Below are 15735 nucleotides of genomic sequence, written 5' to 3' on the forward strand. Positions count from 1 at the left end.
GGACATGCCTGTGAACCTTATCTCGACAACAACACTGGCCCCTGTGGGAGCCGGGCTTGCCCGCGATGCTGGCGACTCGGTTTACCAGGCTGACCGCGCCGATACGCTCGCAGGCAAGCCATCTCCCGCACAGCGCAAATCCCACTTCGCCTCGGCCTACTGTGCGCTGGCCCTGGCCATCTCGCTGGCCGGTTGCGTCGGCCTGCCCGACCAACGCCTGGCCAATGAAGCGCTCAAGCGCGGCGACACCGTCACCGCGCAGCAGAACTACCAGCAGCTGGCCGACCTGGGTTACAGCGAGGCCCAAGTGGGCTTGGCCGATATCCAGGTTGGCACTCGTGACCCGGCGCAGATCAAACAGGCCGAGGCCACGTACCGCGCCGCAGCGGATACTTCGCCCCGCGCCCAGGCGCGCCTGGGTCGCCTGCTGGTGGCCAAGCCCGGCGCCACCGAGGCCGAGCACCACGAAGCCGAAACCCTGCTGAAAAAAGCCTTTGCCAATGGCGAAGGCAACACCCTGATTCCACTGGCGATGCTGTACCTGCAATACCCTCACAGCTTTCCCAATGTGAATGCCCAGCAGCAGATCAGTCAGTGGCAGGCGGCGGGTTATCCGGAAGCGGGCCTGGCCCAGGTGCTGCTGTATCGCACCCAGAACACCTACGATCAGCATCTGGATGATGTGGAGCGCATCTGCAAAGCCGCGCTGAACACCACCGATATTTGCTACGTCGAATTGGCTACGGTCTACCAGAAGAAAGCCGAGCCAGAAAAACAAGCCGAACTGCTCAAGCAGATGGAAGCCGGCTACAGCCGTGGCACCGTCACCGCTCAACGGGTCGACAGCGTTGCCCGCGTATTGGGTGATGCCTCCCTGGGCAAGACCGACGAAAAGACGGCCCAGGCGCTGCTGGAAAAAATCGCCCCCGGCTACCCCGCGTCCTGGGTCAGCCTGGCGCAACTGCTCTACGACTTCCCCGAACTGGGCGACGTCGACCAAATGATGAAATACCTGGACAACGGCCGCGCCGCCGACCAGCCGCGCGCTGAACTGTTGCTCGGCAAACTCTACTACGAAGGCAAGTGGGTGCCGGCCGATGCCAAGGCCGCCGAAGCGCATTTCGAAAAAGCCGTTGGCAAAGAAGTGGCCGCCGATTACTACCTCGGCCAGATCTATCGCCGTGGCTACCTGGGCAAGGTCTACCCGCAAAAGGCCCTGGACCACTTGCTGACCGCTGCGCGCAACGGCCAGAACAGCGCCGATTTCGCCATCGCCCAATTGTTTTCCCAAGGCAAGGGCACCAAGCCCGACCCCGTCAATGCCTATGTCTTCAGCCAGTTGGCCAAGGCCCAGGACACGCCGGAGGCCAATGACCTGGCCGCCCAGCTCGAAGCCCCGCTGACTCCGGAACAACGCGCCCAAGGCCAACGCCTGGTGCAACAGGAGCTGGCCGCGCGCGGCACCCTGGCCCAAAGCACGCTGCAACTGCACGCCCTGCAAGAAGAAGACGGCGAGGAATCCCTATGAAGCTCAACCCATTCGTCAAGGCCGGTATTGGCCTGACCTTCGCCCTGCTGTGGTCGTGCCCGACCCTGGCCGCGCTGACCGAAGCCAAGAATTTCGGCCTGGAAGTCAAAGCCACCGCGCAATCCGAAGACGACCGCGACCTGGGCACCCAGAAAGGCGGCGACGTCAACGGCGTCGGCCTGGACCTGCGCCCGTGGATCTACGGCGAAAGCGGCAACTGGAGCGCCTACGCCATGGGCCAGGCGGTGGTGTCCAGCGACATTATCGAGACCGACACCCTGCAACAGTCGGCCGATGACGCAGACCAGCCCACCACCAATGACGACCGCAAAGCCAAGAAAAACTACTTGGCGATGCGTGAGTTCTGGGTTGGCTACAGCGGCTTCACGCCCTACCCCGGCGAGATCCTCAAGTTCGGCCGCCAGCGCCTGCGCAACGACGACGGCCAATGGCGCGACACCAACATCGAAGCGCTGAACTGGACCTTCGACACCACTTTGCTCAAAGCCAATGTGGGCGCCGCCGAACGCTTCAGCGAATACCGCACCGACCTCAAGGAACTGTCGCCCAAGGACAAGGACCGCCAGCACTTCTACGCCGACGCCTCCTACCAGTGGATGCCGGGCCAGTGGATCGGCCTGCGCGGCCATCACACCCATGACGACGGCAAGCTGGATTACCCGGAACCGGGCGTGCCCACCGACTCGTTGGATAAGCGCGAGAACGGCGACCTGACCTGGCTCGGCATCGAAGCCAACAGCGACGCCTACAACTGGCGCAACACCAACACCGTCAACTACTGGGCCAGCGTCACCGGTATGCAGGGCGACCGCGACACGGTCAACGCCCTCAAAGCAGACGGCAGCCGCCCGGACCAGGCCAAGCGCAGCGATAACGTGAACGGCTGGGCCACCGACCTGGGTATCCGCCTGCGTCTCGACCCGCAGTGGCAAGTGGGTGCGGCCTATGCCCGCGCCAGCGCCGAATACGAACAGAACGGCCTGCAGAGCAACCGTTCGAACTGGACCGGCACCCAATCCCGTGTGCATCGCTTCGGCGAAGCGTTTCGCGGCGAGATGAACAACATGCAGTCCATGAGCCTGTTCGGTTCGTGGCAACTGCGTGAGGACTACGACGCCAGCCTGGTGTACCACAAGTTCTGGCGCGTGGACGGCAACAAGCCGGTGGGCAGCAACGGTATCGACGCGGTGCAAAACAACACCGACGACGTGACCGGCGCGATCCTCTCCAGCACGTCCCTGCCGCTGGAAGACGGTAAGAAAGACCTGGGTCAGGAGATGGACCTGGTGGTCACCAAGTACTTCAAGACCGGCTTGCTGCCGGCCGCGCTCAGCCAGTCGATCGACGAGCCGTCGGCGTTGGTGCGGTTTCGTGCGGGTGTGTTCAAACCGGGTGACGCCTACGGCAGCCAGGTCGACTCGTACATGCATCGCGCGTTTGTCGACGTGATCTGGAAATTCTGATGGGAGCCTGCGCAATGAATGCTCAAAGCCTACTCGTCGCGGCAATGCTGGTGGCCAGTACCACCGCGTTTGCCGATACGACGGCCAAGGCGCCGACCATCGCCAAGGAACTGCAACAGGCCAAGACCTACACCATTTCCAGCCCGCCGACCGCGCCGCTGGAAATGGCCAAGCCGGCCCTGCCCGACCTGTCGGGCTACACCGCCGCGGCCATGGAAAAAAAGATCGTACGCACCAAACCGGGCAAAATCAGCATCCGTCGCATGATGCAGGAAGACGCGCTCAAGGACTTTATCGGCGGCGATAACAAGATGGCCGAATGGGTGGTGCGCCAGCATGGCATTCCCCAGGCGATCTTTATCGACGACGGCTACATGAACCTCAAGGACCTGCTGGGCAAAGTGCCCAAGCAGTACCTGAGCGAAACCTCGCCGGGCGTGTTCCTGGCCAAGTTGCCGATCGTGGTCGGGCGCAAGGGCATCCTCGAAATCGACAAGCGCACCCAAGAGCTGCGCCTGTCCCAGGAAGCCGGTTCGTTCCTGATCAACGACGGCCAGCTGTTTGTGCGCGACACCAAAATCACCGGTTGGAGCGAAAAGGCCAATGGCCCGGCGCTGTTCAAGTCGCCCAAGGAGTTCCGCCCGTTCCTGCTGGCCTGGGGCGGCACCGAGACCTACGTCGCCAACAGCAAAATGGCCAGTTTCGGCTACGCCAACAGTAAGTCGTACGGGGTGAGTATTTCCCAGTACACGCCGAACATGGCCAAGGTGCTCAAGCGCCCTGAGCCGACCGGCTGGATCATCGATTCCGAGTTCTCGGACATGTGGTACGGCTTCTACTGCTACGAGACCACCGGCTTTGTGATCAAGGGCAATACCTACAAAGACAACATCGTCTACGGCATTGACCCCCACGACCGTTCCCACGGCCTGATCATTGCGGACAACACCGTCTACGGCACCAAGAAGAAGCACGGCATCATCATTTCCCGGGAAGTGAACGACAGCTTCATCTTCAACAACCGCAGCTACGACAACAAACTCTCAGGCCTGGTGATCGACCGTAACAGCGTCAACAACCTGATCGCCGACAACGAGATCTACCGCAACCACACCGACGGCATCACCCTCTATGAGAGCGGCGATAACCTGCTGTGGGGCAACAAGGTGATCAGTAACCGCCGCCACGGCATCCGCGTGCGTAACAGCGTAAACATCAAGCTCTACGAAAACGTCGCGATGGCCAACGGTTTGACCGGCGTCTACGGCCACATCAAGGACTTGACCGACACCGACCGCGACATCGCCCTCGACCCGTTCGACGCCAAGGTTTCCCTGATCGTGGTCGGCGGGGAACTGGCGGGGAACGGCAGCGGGCCGCTGTCCATCGACTCGCCGTTGAGTATCGAGCTGTATCGCGTGTCGATGCTGGCGCCGACCAAATCCAGCGGTATCAGCTTCTCCGGCGTCCTCGGCGATCGCCAGGAAGAAATTCTCGACCTGCTGGTGCGCCAGCAGAAAGCCGTGCTGATCGACCCTGTCGAACGCCAGACCGAAATGCAGGACTGAGGATGACCCTTATGCACCCACACATGATCAAACTGCTGAGCCTCTCGGGTCTGACCCTCGGCCTGCTCGCGGCCAGCCAGGGCGTGCGCGCCGACGAAGTCAAGGCACCGACCTTTACCGCCGAACCGTGCTGCAGCCTGTGCCCGGCCGCCCACGACGCGAAGAACTACACCACACGCTACCAGCAGAACTTCACCACCCTGGTGCAAGCCCAGGGCGACTGGCTGTTCCGTACCCAGGAAGACCTGCGCACCGAGTTCGACACCACCCCGGCCGGCTACAAGCGCATGCAGCAGTTGCATGACGCGTTCAAAAGCAAAGGCGTGGAACTGGTAGTGGTCTACCAGCCGACCCGTGGCCTGGTGAACCGCAACAAGCTCAATCCCGCAGAGAAAGCCTCGTACGACTTCGACAAGGCCCTGACCAACTACAAGACCATGCTCGGCCGTTTCGCCAAGATGGGTTACGTGGTGCCGGACCTGTCGCCGCTGACCAACGAGCAGTTGCCCGACGAACTACCGGCCCACGATTTCTACTTCCGTGGCGACCAACACTGGACCCCATATGGCGCCCAGCGCACCGCGAAAATCGTCGCGGCCAAGGTCAAGCAAATGCCGGAATTCGCCGATATTCCCAAGCGTGAATTCGAAACCAGGCGCTCCGGGCGCATGGGCAAGACCGGCACCCTGCACAACATGGCCGGGCAACTGTGTGGCACCAGTTACGCGATCCAGTACATGGACCAGTTCACCACCGAGCCTAAGGGCGAAGCGGGCGACGGCGACCTGTTCGGCGATTCCGGCAACCCGCAGATCACCTTGGTGGGTACCAGCCATAGCGGCAAGAACTACAACTTCGCCGGGTTCCTGGAAGAAGAAATCGGCGCCGACATCCTCAACGTCGCCTTCCCCGGCGGCGGCCTGGAAGGCTCGATGCTGCAATACCTGGGCAGCGACGAGTTCCAGAAAAGCCCGCCGAAAATCCTGATCTGGGAATTCTCGCCGCTGTATCGCCTCGACCAGGAGACCATCTACCGCCAGATGATGTCGCTGCTGGACAACGGCTGCGAAGGCAAGCCCGCGCAGATGAGCGCCAGCGCCACCTTGAAACCGGGCAAGAACGAATTGCTGGTCAACAGTTCGAACAAAGACCTGCGCAACGCCAACCATCAGGTCGACATCCGCTTCGCCGACACCTCGGTGAAAACCCTGCAAGCCACCCTCTGGTACATGAACGGGCGCCACGAGGACATCAAGATCGAGAAACCCGAAACATCCGATACAGACGGGCGTTTCGCCTTTGAACTGCGCACCGACGAAGACTGGGCCTCGCAGAACTTGCTGGCCGTGGAAGTGCAGGGCCCGGAAAAGGGCACTGCCGCGCAGAAGGTCGAAGCGAAAATTTGCACACGCAACGTATTCCCAAGCGGTGGTCAACAGACCGCCCAACTCGGGAAGTGAGGTTACTTATGCAAAAGCTGATGCTCCCTACCCTGCTGGGCCTGGCGATGTTCGCCGGCGCCGTCAACGCCGCCGCGCCGCTGCGTCCGCCCCAGGGCTATTTCGCACCGATCGAAGCGTTCAAGACCGGCGACTTCAAGGAAAACTGCGACACCATGCCCACGCCCTACACCGGGCCGCTGCAATTTCGCAGCAAGTACGAAGGTTCGGACAAGGCACGCGCCACCCTGAATGTGCAGTCCGAGCAGGCGTTCCGCGACAGCACCGCTGACATTACCAAGCTGGAAAAAGACACCAGCAAGCGCGTGATGCAGTTCATGCGCGACGGTCGTCCGGAGCAGCTCGAATGCACGTTGAACTGGCTGGTGTCCTGGGCCAAGGCCGATGCGCTGATGTCCAAGGACTTCAACCACACCGGCAAGTCCATGCGCAAATGGGCGCTGGGCAGCATGGCCTCGGCCTATGTGCGCCTGAAGTTCTCCGACTCGCACCCGCTGGCCAACCACCAGCAGGAGTCGCAGCTGATCGAAGCCTGGTTCAACAAACTGGCCGATCAGGTAGTGAGCGACTGGGACAACCTGCCGCTGGAGAAGACCAACAACCACTCCTACTGGGCCGCCTGGTCGGTGATGGCAACCTCCATCGCCACCAACCGCCGCGACCTGTTCGATTGGGCGGTGAAGGAATACAAGGTCGGTGTGAACCAGGTCGACGACCAAGGTTTCCTGCCTAACGAATTGAAGCGCCAGCAACGCGCGCTGTCGTACCACAACTACGCCTTGCCGCCGCTGTCGATGATCGCCAGTTTCGCCCTGGTCAACGGCGTGGACCTGCGCCAGGAAAACAACAGCGCGCTCAAGCGCCTGGGCGACAAGGTGCTGGCCGGGGTGAAAGACCCGGAAATCTTCGAGCAGAAGAACGGCAAGGAACAGGACATGAAGGACCTGAAGCAGGCCATGAAATTCGCCTGGCTCGAACCGTTCTGCAACCTCTACACCTGTGCACCGGATGTGATCGAACGCAAGCATGGCATGCAACCGTTCAAGACCTTCCGCCTGGGCGGCGACCTGACCAAGGTCTACGACCCGGCGCATGAGAAAGGCAATAAAGGCTCCTGACGCCACGCGGTTAGACCTGTGGGAGGGGGCTTGCCCCCGATAGCGGTGTATCAGTTGATACATCCGGTGACTGACTCACCGCCAGCGGGGGCAAGCCCCCTCCCACATTTTTGAGCCGGTTTCGTCAGTAGGAATGTAGTACCGCCCCCCGTTTTTTCGTGGGGGGTTTGGGGGGGCTCTGGCCCTTGACTGTTGGTTAAACATGGAGAGATCGGGATGGTTTTCTCGTCCAATGTGTTCCTGTTTCTGTTCTTGCCGATCTTTCTCGGCTTGTATTACTTGAGCGGGCAACGCTATCGCAATCTGCTGCTGCTGATTGCCAGCTACGTGTTCTACGCCTGGTGGCGAGTGGACTTCCTGGCGCTGTTCGCCGCCGTGACGCTGTGGAATTACTGGATCGGCCTCAAGGTCGGTGCCGCCGGTGTGCGCACCAAACCGGCCCAACGCTGGCTGCTGCTCGGCGTGGCTGTCGACCTGTGCATCCTCGGCTACTTCAAGTACGCCAACTTCGGTGTCGACAGCATCAACGTGATGATGAAGTCGATGGGCCTGGAGCCGTTCATCCTGACCCACGTGCTGTTGCCGATCGGTATCTCGTTCTACATTTTCGAGTCCATCAGCTACATCATCGACGTGTACCGTGGCGACACCCCGGCCACGCGCAACCTCATCGACTTTGCGGCGTTCGTGGCGATTTTCCCGCACCTGATCGCCGGCCCGGTGTTGCGTTTCCGCGACCTGGCCGACCAGTTCAACAACCGCACCCACACCCTGGATAAGTTCTCCGAGGGCTGCACGCGGTTCATGCAGGGTTTTATCAAGAAAGTCTTTATCGCCGACACCCTGGCGGTGGTGGCCGACCATTGCTTCGCCCTGCAAAACCCCACCACCGGGGATGCCTGGCTCGGCGCGCTGGCGTATACCGCGCAGCTGTACTTCGACTTCTCCGGCTATAGCGACATGGCCATCGGCCTGGGCTTGATGATGGGTTTCCGCTTTATGGAAAACTTCAAACAGCCGTATATCAGCCAGTCGATCACCGAGTTCTGGCGCCGCTGGCACATCAGCCTGTCGACCTGGCTGCGTGACTACCTATACATCACCCTGGGCGGCAACCGTAAAGGCACGCTGATTACTTATCGCAACCTGTTCCTGACCATGCTGCTCGGTGGCCTGTGGCACGGCGCGAACATCACCTACATCGTGTGGGGCGCCTGGCACGGCATGTGGCTGGCGATCGAAAAAGCCATCGGCCTGAACACCGCGCCGCGCAGTTTCAATGTGCTGCGCTGGGCCTTCACCTTCCTGCTGGTAGTGATGGGCTGGGTGATCTTCCGCGCCGAAAACCTGCACGTCGCCGGCCGTATGTACGGTGCGATGTTCAGCTTTGGCGAGTGGTCGCTGTCGGAACTCAACCGCGCCAGCCTCACTGGCCTGCAAGTGGCAACCCTGGTGGTGGCGTATGCGACGTTGGCGTTCTTCGGCCTGCGCGACTTCTACACCAACCGCCCCGCCGACAAAACCAAGCCGGCCGACCCGAGCCTGATCAAGGCCGTACCGGGCGACAACCCCGGCAGCATCCACCAGCCCGGTTTCACCGTGGGCCAGGACGCTGCCGTGCAACCGGCCTACTGGACCGCTGACTGGCCACGCTACGCCATGCGCGCTGCGGTGCTGCTGCTGTTCGTCGCGTCGATTCTCAAACTGTCGGCGCAGAGTTTCTCGCCGTTCCTTTACTTCCAATTCTGAGGGAGCCGACCATGACCCGTTCATTACGCGTCCTCTATATCGGCCTGTTCCTGGTGCTGCTGTTGGCACTGGGCGCCTGGTCGCTGCGCAGCTTCTTCGGCTTTAGCACCAACGCCGACGCCACTGTGCTCAACGGTCGCTGGACCAAAGCCGTCGAAACCCACTACGACGACGAGTTCCCGATCAAGCGCCTGGGCACCAACCTGTGGGCCGCGCTGGACTACAAGCTGTTCAACGAAGGCCGTCCTGGCGTGGTGCTGGGCCGCGATCACTGGCTGTACAGCGACGAGGAGTTCAACCCCGCCGTCAACGAAGACCAGAACCTGGAAGGCAACTACGCGCTGGTCGAAGGCGTGCGCCAGAAGCTCAAGGCCCAGGGCATTCAACTGGTGATGGCGATCGTGCCGGCCAAGGTACGCCTGTACCCAGAACACCTGGGTGAAGTGAAGCCGGCCAGCATCCACGCCAACCTGTATCAGGACTTCCACGCCCGTGTCGCCGCCGACAAGATCCCGGCTCCCGACCTGCTTGGCCCGCTGCAACAGGCCAAGCTGGGCGGCAAGCAAGTGTTCCTGCGCACCGACACCCACTGGACGCCGGACGGCGCGGAAGTCGCCGCCAAGCAACTGGCCAAGGCGATTGCCGAGCAGACCCCGCTCAGTGGCGAGCCACAGCGCTTTGTCACCGAGGCCGAAAAAACCGAGCCGCATAAAGGCGACCTGCGTCTGTTCCTGCCTTTGGACCCGCTGTTCGAAAACCTGATGCCGCCTAAAGAGCCGCTGCAAAAACGCGTCACGCACTTGGCCGAAACCAAAGGCGACGACGCGCTGTTCAGCGACAGCGAAACCCCAGTGGCGCTGGTGGGCACCAGCTACAGCGCCAACCCCAACTGGAACTTCGTCGGCGCCCTCAAGCAAGCCTTGGGCAGCGATGTGATCAGCTATGCCGAAGACGGCCACGGCCCGATCCTGCCGATGCTCAGCTACCTCAAAAGCGACGACTTCAAGAACAGCCCGCCCCAGGTGCTGATCTGGGAGTTCCCTGAACGTTATCTGCCGGTCAACAACGAAATCGGTGATGCCGACCCATCGTGGGTTGCGCAACTTAAACAAGCCGGTTCGCGCCAACAAAACATGGCACTCAACACCCTTGAAAAATCCGAGACGCCCGAACGGGCGCAAAACTGAAAGAGAGGTAACTCACATGACTTTCACTACAACTCCTCGTCGTCTCGCCAAGACTCTGGCCATCGCTGCCGGCCTGAGCGTCGTATCGATGTCCGCCTTCGCCGGTGGTGACGCCGCCCTGTACGGCCCGACCGCGCCAAAAGGTTCGAGCTTCGTGCGTGTCTACAACGCCAGCAATCAGGAAGTCAGCGCCACCGTTGGCAACACCAACCTGAGCGAAGTGGCCCCACTGGCCAGCAGCGACTTCAGCTTTATGCCTGGCGGTGACTACAGCGCCAAAGTCGGCAGCCAGACCGTGCCGGTCAAACTCGCCGCCGATCACTACTACACCCTGGTCAACAGCGGTAGCGGTCAGCCACAGCTGATCGAAGAACCGCCGTTCAAGAACAAGCAGAAATCCCTGGTGCGCGTGCAGAACCTCAGCGACAAGGCCCTGAGCCTGAAAACCGCCGATGGCAAGACCGATGTGGTCAAGTCGGTGGCCGCCAAAGGCCGCGGCGAGCGCGAGATCAACCCGGTGAAGGTGAGCCTGGCGTTGTATGACGGTGACAAGAAAGTCGGCGATGTGAAGCCGGTTGCGTTGGAACGTGGTGAAGCGGCGGTGCTGTATGTCACGGGCTCGGGTTCGAGTCTGTCGCCAGTGTGGGTGAAACGCCCTGTGTCGACCCGCTGATTAGCTTTTGAAATTGACGCTCCCCCTGTGGGCGCGGGCTTGCTCGCGAAGACAGTGGTTCAGTAACAGATGTACCGACTGAAACACCGCCTCGGGGGCAAGCCCCCTCCCACAGGCTCTGACCCAAATCGATTCAAGGAGAAACACCGATGATCCCAGTAATCCTTTCCGGTGGTAGCGGCTCACGTCTTTGGCCGCTTTCCCGTAAACAGTTCCCCAAGCAATTCCTGGCCCTGACCGGCGAGCACACGCTGTTCCAGCAAACCCTGGAACGCCTGGTGTTCGAAGGCATGGACTCCCCGATCGTGGTCTGCAACAAGGACCACCGGTTTATCGTCAACGAGCAACTGGCCGCGCGTAAGCTCGAATGCCAGCGCATCCTGATGGAACCGTTTGGCCGCAACACCGCACCGGCCGTGGCCCTGACCGCGATGATGCTGGTCAACGAAGGCCGCGACGAGCTGATGCTGGTGCTGCCGGCCGACCATGTGATCGACGATCAGAAAGCCCTGCAGCGTGCCCTGGCCCTGGCCACCGTAGCCGCCGAGCGTGGCGAGATGGTGCTGTTCGGCGTGCCGGCTACCCGCCCGGAAACCGGCTATGGCTACATCAAGTCCACCAACGATTCGTTGCTGCCCGAAGGCGTGAGCCGCGTGCAACAGTTCGTGGAAAAACCCGATGAAAAACGCGCCGTCGAGTTCGTCAAAAGCGGCGGTTACTTCTGGAACAGCGGCATGTTCCTGTTCCGTGCCAGCCGGTTCCTGGAAGAGCTGAAAAAACACGATCCGGACATCTACGACACCTGCGTACTGACCCTGGAACGCAGCGAGCAGACCGCCGACACCGTGTCCTTCGACGACGCAACATTCGCCTGCTGCCCGGACAACTCCATTGACTACGCCGTGATGGAAAAAACCCAACGCGCCTGCGTAGTGCCGCTGAGCGCCGGTTGGAGCGACGTGGGTTGCTGGGCGTCGTTGTGGGCGGTCAACGACAAAGACGCCAACGGCAACGTGAGCAAGGGCGACGTGGTGATCCAGGACAGCCGCAACTGCATGGTGCATGGCAACGGCAAACTGGTGTCGGTGATCGGTCTGGACAACATCGTGGTGGTGGAAACCAAGGATGCGATGATGATTGCCCACAAGGACAAGGTCCAGGGCGTCAAGCAGATGGTCAACACCCTCAACGAACAGGGCCGCAGCGAAACCCAGAACCACTGCGAAGTGTATCGTCCGTGGGGCTCCTACGATTCGGTGGACATGGGCGGCCGCTTCCAGGTCAAGCACATCTCGGTCAAGCCGGGCGCGTGCCTGTCGCTGCAAATGCACCACCACCGCGCCGAACATTGGATCGTGGTCAGCGGCACCGCCGAAGTGACCTGTGACGAGAACGTGTTCCTGCTCACCGAAAACCAGTCCACCTACATCCCGATCGCTTCGGTGCATCGCCTGCGCAACCCAGGCAAGATCCCGTTGGAGATCATCGAAGTGCAATCGGGCAGCTACCTGGGCGAAGACGACATCGAACGCTTCGAAGACATCTACGGCCGCTCGACGCCGATAGAACGTGGCGTGTCGGTGAAAACTATCGCGCAGTAAAACAGTCGTACAAGAAGCCCTCGCCCAACCCATTGCGTCCCCTATCCGCAGTGGGTTGGGTGGGGGCTTTTTTGTTCAATGACCGTCAAAACAGCCAGACACTCCCTTGCGGGGTATCGGGCCTGCGGTTAACGAGCCCAGTTACGCGGGGCAAACGCGTTGTAATTGCCATGATCCTTGGGCTCAGCATTTTTATACGTGTCCTTGCCGATTTTCTCCGCCGCCTTGCCGCCCCACATCAGCGCCGAACCCGCCACTTTCGAGGAAAGGCCACCCGAGCCTGCCATCTTCTTGCCAGCCACCTTCGCCATACCACCAGCGAACGTCAAGGCTGCTCCAAAGGCTTTGTCTCTAGAACTGTCGTTGCTGTGAAGCACCAAAGATGGCAATACGTGCGAACGAATCGTATCGCCGAGGCCTTGAAGAACGGTTTGTCGCAAACTTGTAAGCCCCAAGTTCTGCATACGAGGTCCGGAGCGCGACTCAAGGGCGCTGGCATCCGGTTGAGCAACGTCCCCTGACTGGCTGGAAGCCGCTGCGGGTGTGGATACGCTGAGAGGGGTGGAAAGGCTCGCAACAGCGTCTGAAATCTTCATAAGTACTTCACCTTTTAAAAGGGTAACGTTGGGTTCCGTTTTTGACCGCCAGGCGTCCTTGCACAAACTGTGTGGAAGTTTATTCAAACCGGTTCCCACACCGTCGCGTGAAGTGATCTGCGTTGATCGTCACCGCTCTGTAGCCGTATGAGGGTCTCCTGAGATACGCCTTCTTGTGTCTGGAGCTGCCCCATCCCTCCTACGCTTAAGTTAGGATGCTGGTTCCAAATTCGAGGTGGTCTCCATGTTCTTCGGCGTTCTTCTGATCATCACCTGGCTGATCCTGCTGCTGCGCTACCCGGCCAAAGCACTGCCGGTGTCCCTCGCGGCCTTGGCGGGCCTGGGTTGCGTGGCCGTTTGGGTGGTTTGGCTGGACAACCGCGAAGCCTCACAATTGGCGCGCCTGGAACTGCGCATCACCTACGCGCCGCAGGACTGCCCAGCCGATCGGCCACTGAAGCTGACCCTGAACAACGGCAACGACGTGCCACTCACCGAACTGCGCTGGCGCGTCGCGGCCTACGCACCGGGCGACACCGTGAACCTGGCCGACAACGTCTACGTCGCCCCGCGCTATCGCGGCCCCGGCGAGTTGCAGGCCGGCGCCACTTGGGACGATTGCCTGCCCACCCCACCGCTACGCCCCGGTTACCGCGCGCAAACCCTGGAATTTCGTGCCGAGCATCTGCAAGGCAGCTTCGCGGACTGATAAAGGACTGCTCCATGCCCAACGTATTGATCACCGGTTGCTCCAGCGGTATCGGCCGCGCCCTGGCCGAGGCGTTCAAAGCCGCCGGCTATGACGTGCTGGCCAGCGCCCGCCGCAAGGATGACGTGATTGCCCTCAACCAGGCCGGCTTTCACGCCGTGCAGTTGGACGTCAACGATGCCACCGCGCTGAAAGCCCTGGCCGCACACCTGGGCGAGCTGGACGTTCTAATCAATAATGCCGGCTACGGCGCCATGGGCCCGCTGCTCGACGGCGGCACCGAGGCCATGCAGCGCCAGTTCGAAACCAACGTATTTTCCATTGTCGGCGTGACCCAGGCGCTGTTCCCGGCCTTGCGCAAACGCAAGGGCCTGGTGGTGAATATCGGCAGCGTCTCCGGCGTGCTGGTCACGCCGTTCGCCGGTGCTTACTGCGCATCCAAGGCCGCCGTACATGCGTTGAGCGATGCCCTGCGCATGGAACTGGCGCCCTTTGACGTTCGCGTCATGGAGGTCCAACCCGGGGCTATCGACACCCACTTCGCCAAAAACGCCGGCGCCCAGGCCGAACTGCTGATCAACGAACAATCGCCCTGGTGGCCGTTGCGCGATGGCATTCGTGCGCGCAGCCAGGCGTCCCAGGACAAACCGACACCCGCAACCGTGTTCGCGGCCGATGTGCTCAAGGCGGTGCAACAATCGCAACCGCCGCGCCTGTTGCGCTCGGGCAATGGCAGCCGGGCGTTGCCGCTGCTGGCGGCGTGGTTGCCCAAAGGATTATTGGAAACCGTGTTGAAAAAACGCTTTGGTTTGAATGGGAGTATGTAAATGATCGACTACAGCGAATTTTTCGAAGAAGTAATCCAGACCCACGTCGAGATCGAACAATGGTTTGCCGGCGTTGCGCCCGACGCAACCTTGGAAAACCTGCTTGCGCGCTTCTCTCCGGATTTCAGCATGATCGCCCCAGCCACCGGCGCACGGGTGAATGCGGCCGGGGTCAACGCACTGTTCACCCGCCTGGGCGGCATGCGCCCTGGCTTGAAAATCACCTTGAGCGAAATGACCGGGATTGACCGCCACGCGCGCGGCGCCACGGTGACCTATCGCGAACATCAAGTGGACGACAGCGGCACCCAGACCGACCGCCGCGCCACCGTGGTGTTCGAGAAACAGGCCAGTGGTGCGCTGTTGTGGCGACATTTGCATGAGACGTATGTCGCGCAATGAAATAACTACTCGGCCGGTTCCTACATAAAACAGCGAACGGCCTGACATCATTTCCAGGAAACTATCCACAGGCTCTTTCACTTCTGTCTCCTTACAGGTGAAAGGATGCCTAGCAACTTCATACGAAGCGGTGTGCCGGATGCACACACCACGACTCGCCAGCGATTGACCAGCCTGCTGGACCTGCCTGAGCTTTATCGAACCATCGACGCCATCCCCGCCATCGTCGGGGCTGGGGTGGTGCATATTGGCAGTGGTTAACAGGTGACGGTGCTGCGCGAATTTGTGCCGTTGTGCAGTATCAGGCCCAAGCGAGTGATCGTGCGGGAAGTGGCAGGACCGGCGAGGTCTGCCGATGAGTATGCCCAACTCGCGGCAAGCTCGCCGCGTGAGTCGCAACTGTGGAAAGAAGCATCGGGAATGGCTCTATCATGCGGCGGTGCTGTGCTTGGAATCTACGTCGCCAAGGTAGGCGTCGCGGCGGCTCCCCTTAGCGCAGGTTCAAGTCTTGCAGTCACCTATATTGCTTACACGGCTGCTGCAGCTAGTGGCGTGCAATGTATCAACGGTCTTTGGCGAACCTACAAAGAACTCACCAACCCGGCAGAAAACGACTATTACGACAGCTTGAATTGGTATCAGACAATGAGTTTGGCCTTAGACGGCATTTCATTGGTCGGCGCAGGCAGCACTAGCTTTGTCACAGTTAGGGATGGTCTGAAGTAGCCATGTATTTCCCCGGCATACCACCTAGCGCAACTTTTAAACTCGCCAAATGATCAAAAAACAATCAATTCGACGAGTATTTCTTACGTTTTCGCCACCCGGACCCC

15 protein-coding genes are annotated in these 15735 nt (G+C 60.8%); 14 read left to right on the top strand and 1 reads right to left on the bottom strand.

All coding sequences use genetic code 11. The features are described from left to right. Positions 1-4 precede the first annotated feature (4 nt). From algK to FIV35_RS21980, 9 genes are all read left to right on the top strand, one after another. Positions 5-1528 carry an alginate biosynthesis TPR repeat lipoprotein AlgK gene (algK, locus tag FIV35_RS21940; protein WP_231980868.1) on the top strand — a complete coding sequence of 508 codons (1524 nt, stop codon included), beginning with the start codon at positions 5-7 and terminating at the stop codon, positions 1526-1528. Beyond that, positions 1525-3012: an alginate export family protein gene (locus FIV35_RS21945; protein WP_034111837.1), complete on the top strand. Its 1488-nt coding sequence runs from the start codon at positions 1525-1527 to the stop codon at positions 3010-3012. The genes algK and FIV35_RS21945 overlap by 4 nt, the downstream gene beginning before the upstream one ends. After that, complete coding sequence (gene algG / locus FIV35_RS21950; RefSeq protein ID WP_034095994.1) at positions 3012-4580, top strand: mannuronan 5-epimerase AlgG; 1569 nt, start codon at positions 3012-3014, stop codon at positions 4578-4580. Before FIV35_RS21945 ends, algG begins: the two co-directional genes overlap by 1 nt. Positions 4581-4591: 11 nt before the next feature. Then, positions 4592-6040, top strand: a complete 1449-nt coding sequence (locus FIV35_RS21955) for an alginate O-acetyltransferase (protein WP_034137092.1) — start codon at positions 4592-4594, stop codon at positions 6038-6040. An 8-nt stretch (positions 6041-6048) separates the two neighbouring features. Further along, entirely contained in the window at positions 6049-7158 is a 1110-nt protein-coding gene (locus FIV35_RS21960; RefSeq protein ID WP_034111835.1) for a mannuronate-specific alginate lyase, read from the top strand. A gap of 216 nt (positions 7159-7374) precedes the next feature. After that, positions 7375-8907, top strand: coding sequence for an MBOAT family O-acyltransferase (locus FIV35_RS21965; RefSeq protein ID WP_034095992.1), 1533 nt, complete (start codon positions 7375-7377; stop codon positions 8905-8907). A gap of 11 nt (positions 8908-8918) precedes the next feature. After that, complete coding sequence (locus FIV35_RS21970) at positions 8919-10094, top strand: alginate O-acetyltransferase (RefSeq protein ID WP_034137040.1); 1176 nt, start codon at positions 8919-8921, stop codon at positions 10092-10094. A gap of 16 nt (positions 10095-10110) precedes the next feature. Next, positions 10111-10767, top strand: a complete 657-nt coding sequence (locus tag FIV35_RS21975) for an alginate O-acetyltransferase AlgF (RefSeq protein ID WP_034137039.1) — start codon at positions 10111-10113, stop codon at positions 10765-10767. Positions 10768-10916: 149 nt separating this feature from the next. Next, positions 10917-12368 carry a mannose-1-phosphate guanylyltransferase/mannose-6-phosphate isomerase gene (locus tag FIV35_RS21980; protein ID WP_034095989.1) on the top strand — a complete coding sequence of 484 codons (1452 nt, stop codon included), beginning with the start codon at positions 10917-10919 and terminating at the stop codon, positions 12366-12368. Between the two features lie 128 nt (positions 12369-12496). Here the strand turns inward: FIV35_RS21980 and FIV35_RS21985 are convergent, their stop codons facing one another. Further along, on the bottom strand, positions 12497-12964 hold the full coding sequence (locus FIV35_RS21985) for a hypothetical protein (RefSeq protein ID WP_146375063.1): 468 nt from the start codon (positions 12962-12964) through the stop codon (positions 12497-12499). A gap of 244 nt (positions 12965-13208) precedes the next feature. On the opposite strand from FIV35_RS21985, the gene FIV35_RS21990 reads away from it, so the two are divergent. From FIV35_RS21990 to FIV35_RS22005, 5 genes are all read left to right on the top strand, one after another. Beyond that, positions 13209-13673, top strand: a complete 465-nt coding sequence (locus FIV35_RS21990; RefSeq protein ID WP_034137037.1) for a hypothetical protein — start codon at positions 13209-13211, stop codon at positions 13671-13673. A gap of 14 nt (positions 13674-13687) precedes the next feature. Beyond that, entirely contained in the window at positions 13688-14500 is an 813-nt protein-coding gene (locus tag FIV35_RS21995) for an SDR family oxidoreductase (RefSeq protein ID WP_034137036.1), read from the top strand. After that, the gene (locus tag FIV35_RS22000) at positions 14501-14902 is read left to right on the top strand and encodes a hypothetical protein (protein WP_034137035.1); all 402 of its coding nucleotides are present in this window, start codon (positions 14501-14503) and stop codon (positions 14900-14902) included. Between the two features lie 105 nt (positions 14903-15007). After that, positions 15008-15163 (top strand): hypothetical protein, encoded by a 156-nt coding sequence (locus tag FIV35_RS29965; RefSeq protein ID WP_231980869.1) that lies wholly within the window; start codon positions 15008-15010, stop codon positions 15161-15163. Positions 15164-15166: 3 nt separating this feature from the next. Continuing rightward, positions 15167-15628, top strand: coding sequence for a hypothetical protein (locus tag FIV35_RS22005; protein WP_231980870.1), 462 nt, complete (start codon positions 15167-15169; stop codon positions 15626-15628). Positions 15629-15735: the final 107 nt, after the last annotated feature.

Source organism: Pseudomonas rhodesiae (genome assembly GCF_007858255.1).
GTDB lineage: Bacteria > Pseudomonadota > Gammaproteobacteria > Pseudomonadales > Pseudomonadaceae > Aquipseudomonas > Aquipseudomonas rhodesiae.